This is a genomic window from Acinetobacter sp. 8I-beige, from assembly GCF_902505955.1.
GTDB lineage: Bacteria > Pseudomonadota > Gammaproteobacteria > Pseudomonadales > Moraxellaceae > Acinetobacter > Acinetobacter johnsonii.
This window is the reverse complement of sequence record NZ_LR732791.1, coordinates 34224-51546: the sequence shown is the minus strand read 5'-3', so window position 1 is coordinate 51546 and position 17323 is coordinate 34224. Positions and strand designations below refer to the sequence as shown.

Annotated in this window: 9 protein-coding genes; all 9 read left to right on the top strand. The window is 36.4% G+C overall.

Going from position 1 to position 17323, the window contains the following annotated elements:
• Window positions 1-2: 2 nt before the first annotated feature.
• The 9 genes from GVX98_RS10170 (at window position 3) to GVX98_RS10130 (ending at window position 17318) form a co-directional block, all read left to right on the top strand.
• Entirely contained in the window at window positions 3-1415 is a 1413-nt protein-coding gene (locus tag GVX98_RS10170; protein WP_159128010.1) for a protein kinase, read from the top strand.
• The gene (locus GVX98_RS10165; protein WP_228716291.1) at window positions 1375-4758 is read left to right on the top strand and encodes a DEAD/DEAH box helicase; all 3384 of its coding nucleotides are present in this window, start codon (window positions 1375-1377) and stop codon (window positions 4756-4758) included. Before GVX98_RS10170 ends, GVX98_RS10165 begins: the two co-directional genes overlap by 41 nt.
• The gene (locus GVX98_RS10160) at window positions 4742-6259 is read left to right on the top strand and encodes a hypothetical protein (RefSeq protein ID WP_159128009.1); all 1518 of its coding nucleotides are present in this window, start codon (window positions 4742-4744) and stop codon (window positions 6257-6259) included. The genes GVX98_RS10165 and GVX98_RS10160 overlap by 17 nt, the downstream gene beginning before the upstream one ends.
• A 7-nt stretch (window positions 6260-6266) precedes the next feature.
• The gene (locus GVX98_RS10155) at window positions 6267-8759 is read left to right on the top strand and encodes an AAA family ATPase (RefSeq protein ID WP_159128008.1); all 2493 of its coding nucleotides are present in this window, start codon (window positions 6267-6269) and stop codon (window positions 8757-8759) included.
• The gene (locus GVX98_RS10150; protein WP_159128007.1) at window positions 8756-10597 is read left to right on the top strand and encodes a hypothetical protein; all 1842 of its coding nucleotides are present in this window, start codon (window positions 8756-8758) and stop codon (window positions 10595-10597) included. The genes GVX98_RS10155 and GVX98_RS10150 overlap by 4 nt, the downstream gene beginning before the upstream one ends.
• 132 nt (window positions 10598-10729) lie before the next feature.
• Window positions 10730-14071 (top strand): DEAD/DEAH box helicase family protein, encoded by a 3342-nt coding sequence (locus GVX98_RS10145; protein WP_159128006.1) that lies wholly within the window; start codon window positions 10730-10732, stop codon window positions 14069-14071.
• A gap of 55 nt (window positions 14072-14126) precedes the next feature.
• Entirely contained in the window at window positions 14127-15707 is a 1581-nt protein-coding gene (locus GVX98_RS10140) for a class I SAM-dependent DNA methyltransferase (protein WP_159128005.1), read from the top strand.
• Window positions 15707-16897, top strand: coding sequence for a restriction endonuclease subunit S (locus GVX98_RS10135; RefSeq protein ID WP_159128004.1), 1191 nt, complete (start codon window positions 15707-15709; stop codon window positions 16895-16897). The genes GVX98_RS10140 and GVX98_RS10135 overlap by 1 nt, the downstream gene beginning before the upstream one ends.
• A gap of 4 nt (window positions 16898-16901) precedes the next feature.
• A complete protein-coding gene (locus tag GVX98_RS10130; protein WP_159128003.1) occupies window positions 16902-17318 on the top strand; it encodes a hypothetical protein in 417 nt (138 codons plus the stop codon).
• Window positions 17319-17323 lie beyond the last annotated feature (5 nt).

Below are 17323 nucleotides of genomic sequence, written 5' to 3'. Positions count from 1 at the left end.
AGATGACGAATGAAAAGCAAAAAAGAATCGTAAAAGACCTCCACGGAGGTACTTATGAACTTCTAGGAAAGATTGGAGAAGGTGGCCAAGGTACAGTTTTAAAAACAGACCAAGTTAACTTAGTTGTAAAAATTACAAATGTACTGCCAGAAGTTCAATTAAAAGAAGTACGTAAGCAATTTCAAAATGTTATGCGTTTACCACTTCGAGATTTAAAAATTGCTTTGCCATTAAGTTTATTAACGTTAAAGAATCGTGCTGGTTACGTGATGGAGCTTATGGATGGCTTAGAACCACTTTCCGCACAAATAGAACGCATGTACACCTTAGAAGGGCAGCTTGATCTTATTAAGTATAGAGATACAGGTAGTTTCGCACGCCGGTTACTGATTTTAAAAGAACTTGCTGAAACCTTAGCTAGGTTGCATGGCAAAGGTTTGGCATTTGGTGATTTATCTCCACATAATATTTTTGTATCTACATCAATTGAACATCATCAAGTTTGGTTAATCGATGCCGATAATATTCATTATGCTGAACAATCTAATCAACATCATTTCTATACCAAAGGTTATGCTGCTCCTGAGCTGATTCGCAATGAAACAGGCACCAATATACAAACAGATGCCTGGTCTTTTGCAGTCATTGCACTTCAATTATTAACACATACGCACCCGTTCAATCATGGAATTGCTGTTGAGGATGAAGATCCTGATATTGCCGAAGAAAAAGCCGCTCAAGGAGAGTTCCCTTGGGTATTTGATGTTGAAGATGACTCAAATGAAATTGCGGTGAAAGGCTTTCCTGTTTTTGAAATGTTAAATAAACGCTTATTTAATCTATTTCAACGTTGTTTTGGATCGAGCCGTTTAATAGAAAACATATATGACCGTCCGACCATGGCAGAATGGCATTATGAGTTAAACAGAACACTGTCCTTGGTTTTGCTTTGTCAAGAAAAAGGCTGTCGAAGTAGTTTTATTGTCAATCAGCGATTAAATTGCCCATTTTGTAATACTGTCCAAGATAAAACCGAATATCTACGCTTAAGATATTGGGGCTATGACCAAGATCCATTGATGGCTGAACAGCCTTGGTTTGTAAGTTCTGAGCAAGTATTTTTAAGTTTAGGGCAAGAGAAAGCTATTTATCATGCATCGCATAGTTCTTTTCATAATGAACAGAGTCAGCCTTGGTTTAGGATTGCCTTAACTGATGATGGATTAAAGATTACACCTGAAGAAGGTGAGCATGCCATCCTCCAAAATGTAGATGGTTCAAAATCATATACTTTACATAAACCTCAGATTTTAAAAAACCACCAAAAAGGTGATAAGGACCTTTTGATTACACATGCTTCTTTGCAGATGAATAGTGAAAAAATGCATTCTTTCTTTTGGCGTTTTACTTGGTAGTGCTATGAAATTACATGAGTTTAAACTTGCTCAGCTACAAGTGATTCAAGCTGAGTGTCTGGAAAAAATAGACATTTCTGAAAATCATCAAATTTACTTATTTTTAGAAGATGAACAATGCTATTTAGAGTTTGAAAACAATATCTACCCTATAGAATTGATCTCAACCAATTCTATTACAGCCTCATCAGCAAAAGAATTAATTAAACAAAATGGTTTGTGGTTTTTGACCCAGAAACAAAATACAACGCTATTTTTATCAGGTTTCATACCAGATGCAGATACTTTTTTGGATCTAGATATTGCCGTTGATGAAGCGATTACACATGTACTAGCAGATGATGGAAAAATTGCTCAGACTGATATTCCACTTGCAATAGATTGGTTAACAGAAGAGTTTTTGGTTGGTCTTGATGATTCCAAATTTATGGCATTCTCGGTTTTTTATAGCAATCAGAGTGAACGTCAAATTCTATTGATTGGCCAGAATCATCAATTAGAAATTAATGAAATCAAGGGTTACTGGCAAGTAGATAAAATTAGTAAAAAACGACCTAGAGGCAATTACCGTTTAGTTTTATTACAAGGTAAATTACGATTCAAAGATCGTTCAATTGCAAAAAAAATGGACAATTTTGCTCATGAAATTGCATTAAAAGAACATACAGCTCAACATGGTGACTATATTGAAGTATGGAAGCAATATAGTAATGCACAATGGGAAGATGCTGTACATCGTGCAAATCGAATTAATTACTTGAAATATTGTGCTTATGAATCAGCCCATAAAACGGGTTATTGGTATATTTATGTTGAAGATAGAGAAAAATTATTAGATTTTGAAAAAAAATGGGATAGTTTAGATCGAAAAAAAGATGAGCAAGTACAATTAAGTTTGAATATTGCTGATTGGTTAGATAATCAATTGGATGTCAAAGAGACAGGCTTAAACATTGAAAAAAAATCTTGGCGCGCAGAAATCATTCAGATTGAACCACAAAACAAACGCATTTTATTAAAATTTGCAGAAAAAAGAGATCGACGCCCACCGTTAGATCAGGATACCAAGCAAGGATTTTTATGCTTATCTATATTTGCGGTAAATATTCAACGTAAGCGACAGCAAGAAGCGCTGAATTTAATTATCAGTCGTCGTAATCCTATGCCTAGCTTACACGCTCTCTTACAAGGCATAGAAGTTGAAGCGCCTACTAGATCATTACGAAAAGAGAAATGGAAAAGCTCTAAAACCAAAGCACTTTTCAAAGGTGGACGTCCGACGATTAAACAACAAGAAGCCATAGAGCAGGGGTTAAATAGCTCCGACTTGACAATTATCATTGGTCCACCTGGTACTGGTAAAACCCAAGTCATCACTGCATTACAGCAACGTATTAGTGAGTTATCTCATGAATCGATTCAACGTAGTATTTTACTCACAAGTTATCAGCATGATGCCGTTGATAATGTAGTAGACCGTAGTAATGTGATGGGGATTGCAGGTTTACGAGTGGGTGGGAAAATCAGAAATGATGATGATGAGCCTACTGGTGTTAATACAATTGAAAAATGGGCTACACCAATTCAGAAAGAGCTTAATCAGTTAATTCAGAACAATGACTTTATAAGTTTATACCGTAATTTAGAAGAGCATTTACTTAAATTGCGTTTTGGTTCTATAGAGCAAAAACAAAAAAGTATCTTTGAAATACAAAATATTCTAGATCAACTTGCTGATAAATATAAAATTTATCTATCCCATGATTTAAAGCAATGGTGGGAAAAGTTTAAACAACCAAAACAATCATTGTCTATTGCAACAAAAATGATGGAGCTTTATCCGCTCATTTATTCATTGCGTACAAAAAACGCTAGTTTTGTAGATGATGGTGTTCAACGCTGTCGTTTAGTACTGGCATCACTACAGCTATTACAACAGCAAGATGCGACACAAACGATTTTGTTAGCTGAAGAACAAAAGGTTTTAGAACAATTTATACATTTAAATATGGATGAGGAAATTGATTTTAGCCCATTAATAGAATTAAAAAATAAACTCATTGACCGATATTTACCTGATTTTAGACCAACACATTTGCAGCGTTTATTAGATGAGAGCAACTGTCTAAAACTAGATCACATACTCAAAGACATCAATGATAAGGCCAAAAAATTAAAAACATTGGCACATTTGATGATTTTGGATAAATATCGTTATCGCTTAATGACTTCTACAGGTGATATTAAAGAAACTATTGCTCACTATACGGCTGTACTTGCAGCAACTTGTCAGCAAGCAGCTGGTAATGCAATGCAAGATTTAAAAGCTATTGATAAGAACATTGTTTTTGAAAATGTGATTGTCGATGAGGCGGCAAGAGCGACTCCTCTAGATCTTATGATTCCAATGGCAATGGCTAAACGTCGTTTAATATTGGTAGGTGATCATCGTCAATTGCCACACATGTTAGATGACAAAATCGAAAAAGTACTGACACAGAAAGAAGATTGGAAAACAGTACAGAGTGAAATGCTAGAGCAGAGCTTGTTTCAACGCTTAGTTGAAAATATGCAACGTTTGGAAGAGGAAAAACAACAGCCTCAGCGGGTGATTATGCTAGACACCCAATTCCGTATGCATCCTATTTTAGGTGATTTTATTAGTCAAAATTTTTACGAAAATCATAAATTACCAGCGATTAAGTCAGGCCGACCAGAAACGGATTTCATTCATGCAATTAGTGGCTATGAAGATTCAGTTTGTGGTTTTAAGTGCATTCAGGATCAGAAACAACAACGCCTAGGCACCAGTTGGCATCGTTCAAGTGAAGCAGAATGGATCGCTCAAGAAGCAAAAAGAATTTTGGATGAAAAACCTGAATTAAGTGTCGGTGTAATTAGTTTTTATAGTGGGCAAATTCAATCTATTTTTAAAGCAATGGAAGATCTTCAAGTCGGATTAACGGTTGGAAATAAAATTGCTGAAAACTATCGAATAATTTCAAGCGGTAAGAATATCGGAGATGAACGTTTACGTATAGGAACGGTTGATGCCTTCCAAGGTAAAGAGTTTGATGTGGTATTTATTTCTTTGGTGCGTACTTTGCCGAAAGACTTCAGTGTCGAGGAATTAGACGACATTAATAAGGATGAAGCATTGACGCGAGCATATGGATTTTTGCGGGTAGACAACCGATTAAACGTTGCGCTCAGCCGTCAACGCTCTTTGTTGATTGTTACAGGGGATCACGAATTAGTTGTACATCCAGCAACTCAGGAAGCAGTGCCTGCATTACCTGCATTTTTAAAACTATGTGGAGGTCAACATGGCAAAGTTTTCTAACCAATTTCTATCTTATTATGATGCTTTTCCAAAAGGTAATGCCGAAAAAAATATGGTTTTTTTGCCAATCTGGATTTGGCGAATTTGGGCACCTGTTGCTGGAAAAACAACTGATATTAATGTCTTTCAAAAGACCCTTTTAGAATTTTTGCATATTGGTCGGCAGGATCGTCAAGAGCTAGCACATTGGATTGGTGTAGATGTAGAGCTTGTTAATCTTATTATAGATACAGAATTAGAAACTGGTGGCTTGATTCAGCTTGACGTAAAAGATCAAAAAATTACGCTGACTCCTAAGGGAGTGCAGACATTAGATGATGAAATTGAGCGTACTGAAGATTTACAAGCCTACTATTTAGTACAGGATGCAATTACGGGGGAATTGTGGCATCGCTTAATTCCCAATGAGCTTGCATTGTTAGATGTACAAGAGATCGACTCAAATATTTACATCCAAGGAAGTCGAGATTCAGGCAAATCGATCAGTGTTTTTTTAGCGGAGCCAAGAGAACATAAAGAACCTCTAGTACCTACACCCTATAAAATTACGCAAACCATCAAAAATCATAATATGGCAATGCGTGGAACTTTAGTGCGTGATCATGAGCATAGGGGAAAATATTTAGATGGACAAAATTTAAAAAACTATGAGTTTTATTCTCAAAAACCAGAAGCGTTCTTTATTTTATCGCATTTAGAGGAAAGTTTAGATTCATCGCATGTTTGTCAGTTACAAGACCCATGTCATGTATCACCATATGATGAATGGATACAAAATTTGCATTTTGAACTTGCAACGAAACATCAGGGCTTCTCGAAAAAGGTTAAAAGATATTTAAAACAAGATATCCATAGTGAAGAAACGATAGATGAGTTTGAAACTCGCTTGTTGGAAGAAATTTCTTTTGAGCTTTCTGTAGATTTTCCATTTTCAGAACGTATTGAAAATCTTACACAACATTTACAAAGACTTTTAACACGAAAGAAAAAATTGGAAGAGACGGGGCACTATTATGATATTGATGATTTGTTAAGTCAGTGCCAAAAAGCATTAGAGGCATGTTTTAAACATATGCTCTGTGTACGGAAGCATAAACACGCGAATACAACACCTCTAAAGTTAAATTATGATCAGTTGAAAACCATTTTAATATTACAAGTAGGAAATTTTTTTCCCGAAGATACTTTGGACAAGCTGAAAAAAGTGAATTCTGCACAAGTATATAGTGCGAATGGATATTCAGCAGGTAAGTATCAAGAAGTGAGAGTGTCTCTAAAACCACTTATTTTTTCAAATCTATTATGTGTATCAGAGCATCAGCAACATCCTTTAATACGTCGTGATCTTTATCAAACTGATTTAACAAAACTCATCGAAATTTGTGAACGACGAAATGAAGGTAATCATGATTCAGGTGAAGAAGTCGATATAACAACAGCATTAAACCTATCTGAATTTACTTTAGATTGGATTTCATTTTATACAGCAATTGAGGCGTAATATTTAAATGGCAAAAGCATTAAAAAAAGCAAATCGTTATCAAAATACAGGTATACCTTCTGCTCAAGTGGATACAAAAGAAAAAGTATCTATTTCACCATTATTTCAGCAAGTTACTGGTGTAATTGTTGATAAAGAAAAAGAGGAGCTTTTGGTACGTGATGAGGTTTTACGTCACGAAATGCAAGATGCCCTGCAAAAATTAGAATCGGCATTAGAAGACACACGCTTAACTAAAATAGATTATGAAGAGAAAGTAAAACTTCTTGCAGATGAAGATGAACGATTAATGACTCAGGAAAATCGTTTACAAAAGCAAGAACAGGAACTTAAATTTCTAGAGCAAGATATCGAGATTAAAAGAAATGAATTTATTGAAGAAAATAAAAAAGTTGCTTTAGAAAGATCAGTTCTAAAATCTGAACAATTGAAATTACAAGAACAGTTAGCTGAGTTAGCAGAACTTAAAGCAAACGCTGAGTTAGGTTTTGCGATTGAAAAACAAAAAGCTTTAGAAGAGAAGCGAGAGGAACTAGGAAAACTACAGACTGAAGCTTTAGAAAAACTATCGGAAAATGCAAAGCGACTAGCAGAAAAAGAGAAAGTTCTGCTCGAGCGTGAGGAAAGCCTTCGTGTAAATAAAGCAGAAGCAATTGCTGGTTTTATAAACGAAAGAAAAACGATATTTCTTCAACAGCAAGATGAAATTCAAGTACTCCGAGATGATTGGAGCAAAGAAAAACAACAACAGCAACAAGAGTTAGCACAAGCTAAGCATGATATTGTTGTTAAAACAGTTGAAATAGAACAATTACAGAATAATCTGCAAGATGACAAAGCCCAATTTGATGCAACGATTGAAGCGATGAGAAATAGCATCCAACGTGAATTTAGTGTGCAGCTGACTAAATTAAAGTCATCAAATGAAAGTTTAGAACAGAGCCATAATAAGGCCCTAGATGAAATTGATGCCTTAACCGAAAAATTACAGCAATATGCCGATTTAGAAAGACAACTTGAAGGTTTAGGTGTACTTGAAATTCAAGAAGAATTGGCTCATTTACGTGAAAAAAATCGAGACTTAAGAATCAAGTTAAGTGAGCGAACAGAAGAAGGCTTAGAAGAAGAAAACGAACGACTAGAAGAGTTGTGTGATGATTTGGAATCACAAGTTTTTGATCTTCGTCAAAAAAATAATGAATTAGAAAATGAATTGAATAATTCACGTCTGAGTGTCATGGCGAAACATCATTTACAACAAGAAAAACGTGTTTTAGAACAGCATAAACGAGTACTTGACACGAGCATTACTCAATTACAGACCCAAATTGATGATTTAGTAGAGAAGCAGCAAGGTGAATTACCCTTTAAAAGCCTTAGCGAAATGGATCAGATCTTTAGAAGTGAAGCGAGAGGACTGCAAGTTGTACCAGAGCTTCAACGATTTGTATCAATCATGCAGTCAAATATTGCTAAACAAAAGTTTTATTACAGCCTAAAAGATATTCGTTTATTTATTGCTGGTTTAGCGATGAGTAAACTTCATTTACTACAAGGTATCTCAGGAACAGGTAAAACAAGCTTAGCACGTGCATTTGCTAAAGCTATTAATAATGCGATGGGTGAGGAGCAGGAAAAACTATACTGTGAAATTGTTCGAGTACAAGCAGGATGGCGTGATCGTGAGGATTTATTAGGTCACTTTAATGCGTTTGAAAAACGTTTTTATACCAAAGAGGCTTTACAAGCATTGTACCGTGCCCAACAGCCAAAATTTAAAGATACTTTGCAAATCATTTTGTTAGATGAAATGAATTTATCACAGCCTGAACAATATTTTGCAGATTTCCTATCATTGATGGAAACTCCAGATCGTGCAGAAATTAATTTGTTAGATAGTGCTAATGAAAAAGCTCCAGAGCTGTTTATAAATAAACGTGCCATTAAAATTCCACAAAATGTATGGTTTATTGGTACAGCCAATCACGATGAAACTACAAAAGAGTTTGCTGATAAAACTTACGATCGTGCCCATGTCATGGAAGTTAAACGTAGTGAAGAAGAGGTTGATATCACTTATGCAAACACTGAACAGTATTCATTTACGTCATTAATTCAAAGCTTTGAACAAGCTCAACACAAGCATAAAGCCGTGGTGAAAAATATCTTCACTCAATTGCAAAATAGTCTGCTTGAAGATGCTTTAAAAGCGGTGAATGTCAGCTGGGGAAATCGTTTAGAACGTCAAGCATACAGCTTTATTCCTGTATATATTGAGATGGGAGGCTCAGTGTCGGAAGCGCTTGATCATCTATTTGCGACTAAGGTTTTCCGTCAGGGGAAAGTGACGGGTCGATACGATACTCGAGTAGATAAAATCGAACTCATTATTTCATGTTTACAAGACGCTTGGCTGGATCTTGGTTTAAAAGATGAAAAACCTGTAATGAGCTTAGCGTTATTGAATCAAGATGTTGAGCGCTTAAAAGGTAATCTATGAAACTAATAGATCGACTTACTCAACAGACTGTAGATGCGGAGGAACTATTGCACGTTGATGCAATAGTTCCTGAACGATATGTTCTTGCGATGGATTGGGAACTTCAGTCTATAACACTGCCAAAATTCAGTTTTTTATTTGCTGATGGTGGCTCAATTCGACTGAACTCAAGTAAAAGTCTACATACTTATGTGCCTGAACTAACGCTGACCATTACTGAATCGATCAAATATATTGGTGAATTAGTTAAAGCATGCTCTCTTGATGAATCTTTTCAGGAGTTACCTAACCCATTAGTTCCGAATACTGTTTTTGATTCAGAAACTCAATTGAAACCTGTAGAAAAATTACTTCAAGATGTGATCGAAAAGGGGCATCTATATCATATTGCTTATAACCCTCGTATGGATATGCGCTATGACGAAGAACTCGTTGATGTGAGTCGAGCTAAAAAAATATCAAACAATGCGCATCGTTATTTGGCAGGGCATTCAGAAACATGGCAGCAACGAAGCTTAGTTGGTATTCGGCCGAAGAAAGTACTCTCTAAAGTCAGCGATGATGAACTGCTCATTTATGAAAATAAGGTCTTTGCACAGTTATTGGATAAATTAAGATTCTATGTTGCATCACGTTTAAATGATTTATTACAACAGCAAGCTAATTTACAAGCAGCTTTAAATTTAGGGGATTCTTCAGACACATATTATAAATTGAGTCATGAGCTATGTGAACTTTGGGCAGATAATCTCACTGCTGATGAAACAGAGAATATTCTCTCTCAATTAGAAGAAACGATTTTCTACAATGAGCAGTTATTGTCTACGATTAAGAAGCTACAATCATCTGGTTTATATGTGCAGATTCCACCACCACATCGCAAAGTGGCTGATCAACTACATAAAACAAATATATTGAATTATGACCAACATTATCGTCATCTAAATCGTTTATGGTCAACTTTGTATGAGCAAAAAAATAAAATACCAAGTGTAAAGGAAAAGACAGAAAGCTATTGGAATTTTCAGCATGATTATACTGAAGAATACAGCTTACTCATTATTTTTAAAGCATTCTCTAACTTAGGTTTTGAGATTTCAAAAACTCTAGATCAAAGTTCTGACTATTCATTACAAAGAGGAAATTTCCACTTTGCTTTGAAATTGGATGAAGAGCTGAAAATCTGGAAAATCAGTTCACGATATGATGTCTTGAATATTGTTCCAATAGCTAATGAAAGTAGTGATGAGATATTTGAAGAAGTAGAGAAGCATTCAAATCTTGTTATTTTTTCATTGGGTGGAAATTTAGAAATTCAAAAAGCATATGAACGTTTTGTATGGGCGAATCCGTTTAATTTTGAAGCCATAGAAAAATTGATCGTTATTCTGTTGAAATGGATCTATAAACCGATTTTACAATCATACTCAAAAGATTTGAAACTTGGTAGAGTTCCTCAGTCTGTAAGAAATGAACTTAGTTTACACGCTTATACTGTGCATCAAGATGATCAAATACAATTGATCAATATGCTCAGTTCACAGCAGTTAAGTACTTTAGAATCCGTATGTATATCAGCAAATACGGCGAATATTTATCAAGTGATTCGAAAGCAACATGATGATTACCTCAATATTACGAATTGCCCGATTTGCTTATCTAAGGCAAATTTTGAACCACGATCATCAAATCAAACTTTTATTGCTGAATGTACAAATCCGGAATGTGAGGTGAACTACAAACTGGTCAGTGATGCCAATCAGAATAAAGAGTTTTATTTACAGGCCCCTGGAGACTGGAGAGACGGTGGAAGATGGAAATTAACTTTCAAAGTGTAATGGTGTTAGAAGTATATGCACGTAAAATCAAGTTTTGACTTGGTAGAAAGTGGTTTACCTATCTATATATCCGTAGATTCATGTTATTTTTAACATAATGATTTTATAAATAAATTAAAAATGAGGGCTGTAATGCAATCTCAGAATTTTGAGTTTTTAAGAGAAAAATTTCCACTTTTAGCAGACTTAGGTGCACTTGCGGAAGCTGTAATTTACACAGATCCGGGAAGTGCGACGACACGTTTGCGATCTTTTGCAGAAGAAGTGATCAAGTCAATTTATGAGTTTGAATCATTACCCCGAATTGCTAAAGCGAATTTTGCAGATTTGTTATTTGCATCTGACTTTCAAAATAGTATTACACCATCGCTCCTGTATAAATTGGATTACTTAAGACAACAAGGTAATTTGACAGCGCATGGTGCATTGGGCAACCAAAAAAATGCTTTTGCCTGTTTAGGTACAGCCTTTAGAATTGGGCAGTATCTGATGGTGAACTATGAGAAAGTACCCCTTGAATCTTTACCAGAATTTAAAAATATCGAAAAGATCTCTGCGACTGAAAAAGAGCTTAATTTACAATATGAAGAGAATCAAAAATTAAGGGAAGAGCTAGATCAAGAGAGGTTAAAGAACCTAAAAGCAGAAGCAATCACGACTGAACTCGCTCAACAGAAGCGTGCAAGAAGTACGGATGTTGCTCAGAGTTTAGAGTGGAATGAAGAAAAAACCCGGAAATTTATCATCGATAATATGGTTTTAACTGCTGGGTGGGACATTACAGATACCGTACAGGTTCAGCTTGAATTTCCTGTAGAGATGAAAGATAGAACAAAAGGCTATGTTGACTATGTATTTTTTGACTTAGAAGGCCAGCCGATTGCCGTTCTGGAAGCAAAGAAAACTAGTGTAAGTGTGCATCAGGGTCGCGAGCAAGCACGCCATTATGCAGATGCTTTAGTGGGGATGGGCTATAAGCGTCCAGTGATTTTTTATAGTAATGGCTATGAAACTTATATTTGGGACGATGCGCGTTATAACAGTTACCGACAAATCTATGGGTTTTATAGTCGTGAAAGTTTGACAAGCTTACGTTTCAAACATCAATATGCGAATAAAGAACTCGAGCGCAATAACCCAGATTTATCAATTGTTGAGCGTCCCTATCAAATTGAAGCGATTAAGACTTTAAGCCGTAAATTTCAGGATCAAGGTCGTAAGGCTTTAATTATCCAAGCAACAGGTACGGGTAAAACGCGTGTCGCGATTGCTTTAGCTGAATTGCTGATTCGGGAGCACTGGGCACAGCGTGTTTTATTTTTATGTGACCGTCGAGAGTTACGTAAGCAAGCAGATGATGCTTTTAAGGACTTCTTGGGGAGTGAACCACGTTGTGTGATTGGTGAAACCAATAAAGTTCCAACGGATTCACGCATCTATATTGCAACATATCCAGGCATGATGAACCGTTTCGCACAGTTTGATGTGGGATTCTTTGATTTGATCATTGCCGATGAAAGTCATCGCAGTATCTATAATCGTTATAAAGATTTGTTTGATTACTTTGATGCCTTGCAAGTGGGTTTGACTGCAACACCAGTAAAATTTATCAGTCGAAATACCTTCCAAATGTTTGACTGTACCAATACACAACCGACTTTTGAGTTTGGATTAGATAAAGCGATTGAAAATGATCCTGCGTACTTAGTGCCCTTCAAAGTCAAAGATGTCACAACAGAATTTTTGCGTGAAGGGATTCATTATAATCAATTATCTGAAGATCAAAAAACACAGCTTGAAGAAGATCTTGGGGTGGAGGTTGCTCAACAAACCACGATTAAAGGTAGTCAGATTGGTAAAAAGATTTTTAGTGAATCAACCGACACGTTTATTCTAGAAAACTTGATGGAAAATGGCATCAAAGATGCCAATGGCAGTTTGATTGGTAAAACCATTATCTTTGCGCAGCGTCAGGATCATGCAGAGCATTTAGAGCAACTCTTCTGTAAGTTGTATCCACAACATGGTGCACGCGTGTGTAAGGTAATTCATAATAAAATTCCTAAAGTAGATGGTCTCATCACGGAATTCAAAGATGCGAATAATGATTTTCGTATTGCAATTTCAGTCGACATGCTCGATACCGGGATTGATGTACCACAAGTGGTCAATTTAGTATTTGCGAAACCAGTCATGTCATGGGTGAAATTCTGGCAAATGATTGGTCGTGGTACACGACTGTGTGAAAACTTATTTGGTCAGGGTAAAGACAAAAAGGAGTTTTATATTTTCGATCATTACGGCAATTTTAAATATTTCGAAGAAGAATACGAAGAGCTTGAGGATGTAAAATCGATTTCATTACTGCAATCAACGTTCCTTGCACGTTTAGATTTTGCCAAAGCAGCTTTCACCTGCAGTAATATTGACGGTTTTGAAATTTCGACCAATTTAATCATCGCGGATATTAATGATTTACCAAATGACAGTGTTACGGTAAAGAAGCATTTGCGCATGGTGCATCAATTGCAACAAACCCAGTTGGTGAAAGATTTTAGTGCTGCGACACAGCATGTTTTATTGGATAAAATTGCACCTTTAATGGATGCACGCGTACTGAAAGAAAAAGAAGCTATAGCATTCGATAAACTGATAGCACTCACTCAAGCTGCTTTAATTCTTAAATCAAGTGCTTATGAAACCTATAAGTCACAAGTCCTTACGGAAGTATCATCACTTGCCGTCAATATTCAAGCAGTCCGTCAAAAAGCGGATTTGATTAAAGATGTGCAAACACAGGTATATTGGTCTGAGATTACTGTAGCTAAACTTGAGCAACTACGTATTGAGTTACGTCTATTAATGCAGTTTAAACAAGCTGGAAATACCGTAGGTGGTGCATGGGAAACGCCAACCACCAGCACTGAAGATGGAGATGTTCAAACCATTGAAAAAGAGGTGAAGCTTAGCAATAACGAAGCAATGCTTTACCGTAAAAAGCTCAAAGAAATTTTAGATCAAATGATCGAGAGCAATACGGTATTACAAAAAATTCGCCAGCAACAACCGGTTGAAGAAGGTGAGTTACAGATGCTGACCTCGACTATTTTGTCATCGCATCCAAATATTGAAATAGATGTGCTCAACAAATTTTATGGGCGTACGGCTGCTGAATTGCATCTCACGATTCAAGATATTGTTGGATTAGATCCGCTTGCTGTTGAAAAGCACTTTAAAGAATTTTTGCACAAGCATCCGCAACTGACAGCGCAACAAGTGCAATTCTTAAATTTATTGCAAGATCAGATTTCTAAAAATGGTGGCATCATGATTGATAAACTTTATGAAGCCCCATTTACAGGCATTCATCCAAATAGCTTGGATGGTCTGTTTACACCAGATGATGTGACAGATTTAATCCATGTGATGAAGCCTTTCGTTAAAAAACAACCACCTGAGCAACTCATTGCTTAATTAAACTGCCTTGCTCAAGTAAACTGATGAAAACTCTGCTGTTATTGGAATTATTATGCTGACTGGATCTATTCGCAACGATATCGATAAACTTTGGGAAAAATTTTGGACAGGAGGCATTACCAATCCATTAACCGTGATTGAGCAAATCAGTTACCTCATGTTTGCGCGTATGTTGGACATGCACGAAGACGTTGCCGACAACAAAGCAGCTAAGGGCATCACCGTCACAGGGCGTTTGTTTCCACCAACGCCCGAAGGTCAAATGCTCCGTTGGAAAAACTTTAAAAACCTCAGCGGTTCAGAGTTACATCAGCATTTAAAAACTAAAGTTTTTCCGTTTTTTGCAGAGTTAGGTTCCAAAGCATCTGAGCAAAATGCGCTCGGTGTTAGCAGTATCGGTGACTATATGCAGGATGCTGATTTAGAAATTAAAAATGAATCAGTCTTGGTATCTGCAGTGAATATGGTTGATGCATTGCCACTGATTCAAAGTGATGTGAAAGGGGATATCTATGAATATCTACTGAGTAAACTGACCACCGCAGGCATTAATGGTCAATTCCGTACACCACGCCATATCATTGATGCCATGATTGAGATTGTGGATGTTCAACCGACAGAAAACGTCTGTGACCCTGCTTGTGGTACAGCAGGCTTTTTAGCACGTACCCGTGAGTATTTAAACCGTCAGCATTCGAGTGAGTTTGGTGTTGTTGTCGATGAAGACGACAATAAAAACTATCTTGGTGATTTGCTGACGCCATATATGGATCATATTAACCACGATATGTTCTGGGGCTTCGATTTTGACAGCACCATGCTTCGTGTTTCGAGTATGAACATGGCGTTACATGGCGTGACCAATGCCAATATTTTGTACCAAGACAGTTTAAATAAATCGATTAAAGCTAATTATCCACAACAAGAAGAAAACTTCTTTGATGTGATTTTGGCAAACCCACCATTTAAAGGCAGTTTGGATGAATCCAATATTAATCCGCCTTTACTCAAAATGGTGAAAACCAAGAAAACTGAATTGTTATTTGTGGTGCATATTTTACGTACTTTAAAACTTGGTGGTCGTGCGGCAGTAATTGTACCAGATGGTGTTTTATTTGGTTCTTCAACAGCGCACCAACAACTGCGTAAAAACTTAATTGAAAACAATCAGCTTGAAGGCATCATTAGCTTACCAAGTGGTGTGTTTAAGCCGTATGCAGGTGTAAGTACTGCAATTTTGCTGTTCACTAAAGGTGGCTCAACTGAACGTGTGTGGTTTTATGACGTTCAGGCGGATGGTTTTTCTTTAGATGATAAGCGTACGCCATTAAAAGGTGAGGGTGCAAACGACTTACCTGATGTGGTTGCGCAGTGGAAAGCTTACCGTCAGCTTGTGTTGAATAATGCCGCAGCAGAAGAAATTACAGCGCAATTTGGCGATAAATCGAAAAAAGCTTTCGTAGTCGATGCTCAAGATATTATTGCAAATAAATTTGATTTTTCGATTAATCGTTATAAAGAAGTGGTCTATGAAACGGTTGAGTATGCTGACCCGAAAGTGATTTTGGCTGAATTAAAGCAGTTGGAAAATGAGATTCTTCAAGGGATGAATGAGCTTGAGGACCTACTTTGATGAAAGTATATAAATTAAGTGAATGTACTGAAATATATTCAGGCTCAACTCCAAGCACTAATAATCCTGAGTTATGGGATGGTAATATTGTTTGGATTACTCCTCGAGATTTAAGTAATTTACAAACAAAATATGTAAATGAATCAGAAAAAAAGATTACTAAGGAAGGCTATAAAAGTTGTTCTACTAAAATGTTACCAATTGGTAGTGTCTTATTAAGCTCTCGTGCCCCAATTGGCCATGTTGCGATAGCTGAAATAGAACTTTGTACCAATCAAGGCTTCAAAAGCTTTATTCCTAAATCTGACTTACTCTGCTCGGATTATTTATATTATTGGCTGAAAGCGAATAAAGAATTTCTTCAAAACTTGGGTGTTGGTGCTACCTTTAAAGAAGTTTCCAAATCAACTCTAGCTGATGTTGAAATTCCTCTTCCATCATTAGAAGAACAACGCCGAATTGCTTCAATTCTTGATAAAGCCGATGCCATTCGCCAAAAACGTCAGCAAGCCATTGAAAAGTTAGATGAGCTGTTGCAAGCTACGTTTATTGATATGTTTGGAGATCCTTTAGAAAACTCTAAAAAGTTTCCTATTAAAAAGCTAAGTGAATTTTATATTGATCCCAAAAATGGTACTAAATGTGGACCATTTGGTAGTGCATTGAAGCGTGAGGAATATACTGATTCAGGTATCCCTGTTTGGAGTATGGATGTCCTTTCTCTAAAAGGAGAATTTCAAGATCAACCATCACTATGGATTTCTGACGAAAAATATTCAAAGTTAGAAGCCTATGCTGTAATCGACGGTGATATTTTAATTTCACGAGCAGGTACAGTGGGGAAAATGGGTGTTGCCCGTTCTAGATTTGAAAAATCTATTATTAGTACAAATTTAATTCGCCTCAGATTCGGAAATCTACTTTTACCGGATTATTTTGTGTCATTAATGACTTTTTGTAAAACTCGGCTACCACGTTTAAAAACGGGAGCAGATGGTGCATTTACACATATGAATACAGGCATCCTAGATAATCTGGAGTTTCCGTATCCACCTATTGAGATTCAGAATGAATATATGAAAATTTATACAAATATTCATAAACAAAAGGAAGTATTGCTAAATTCCGAATCTCAATTTGATGATTTATTTAATGCCTTGCAGCAAAAAGCATTTAATGGAAAGTTATAATTAAATGTCGGTACATCAAGTTTTTAATCGATCAGTGAATCGTGTCTTTATTCTAGGCACGATTCAGCACATACAGCCAATTACATCGGGTCAAACCTCCGAATACCACATTATTGTGCAAAGACAAGAAGGGTGGACGGACAAATACGGCAACTCAAAAACACAAACCGAACAACACTATATTGTGTTTGATCACAGCTTTTCGGAACAATGTAAACAATTACAGCTTGGACAGTCCTTGATGCTTCAGGGACAGCTAAAAACCAATCAAAATGGTCAATATCCGCAGTTTAGATGTTCAAGCTACATTCAAGCTGTACAGCTATTTGATCTGGAGGCTTTGCTCGACTTAGACGAAATAGAGCATGACGACGGTCTACCATTCCCAAAACAGCTTGTAAATTCTTTGTGGTCTAATTAATCAGA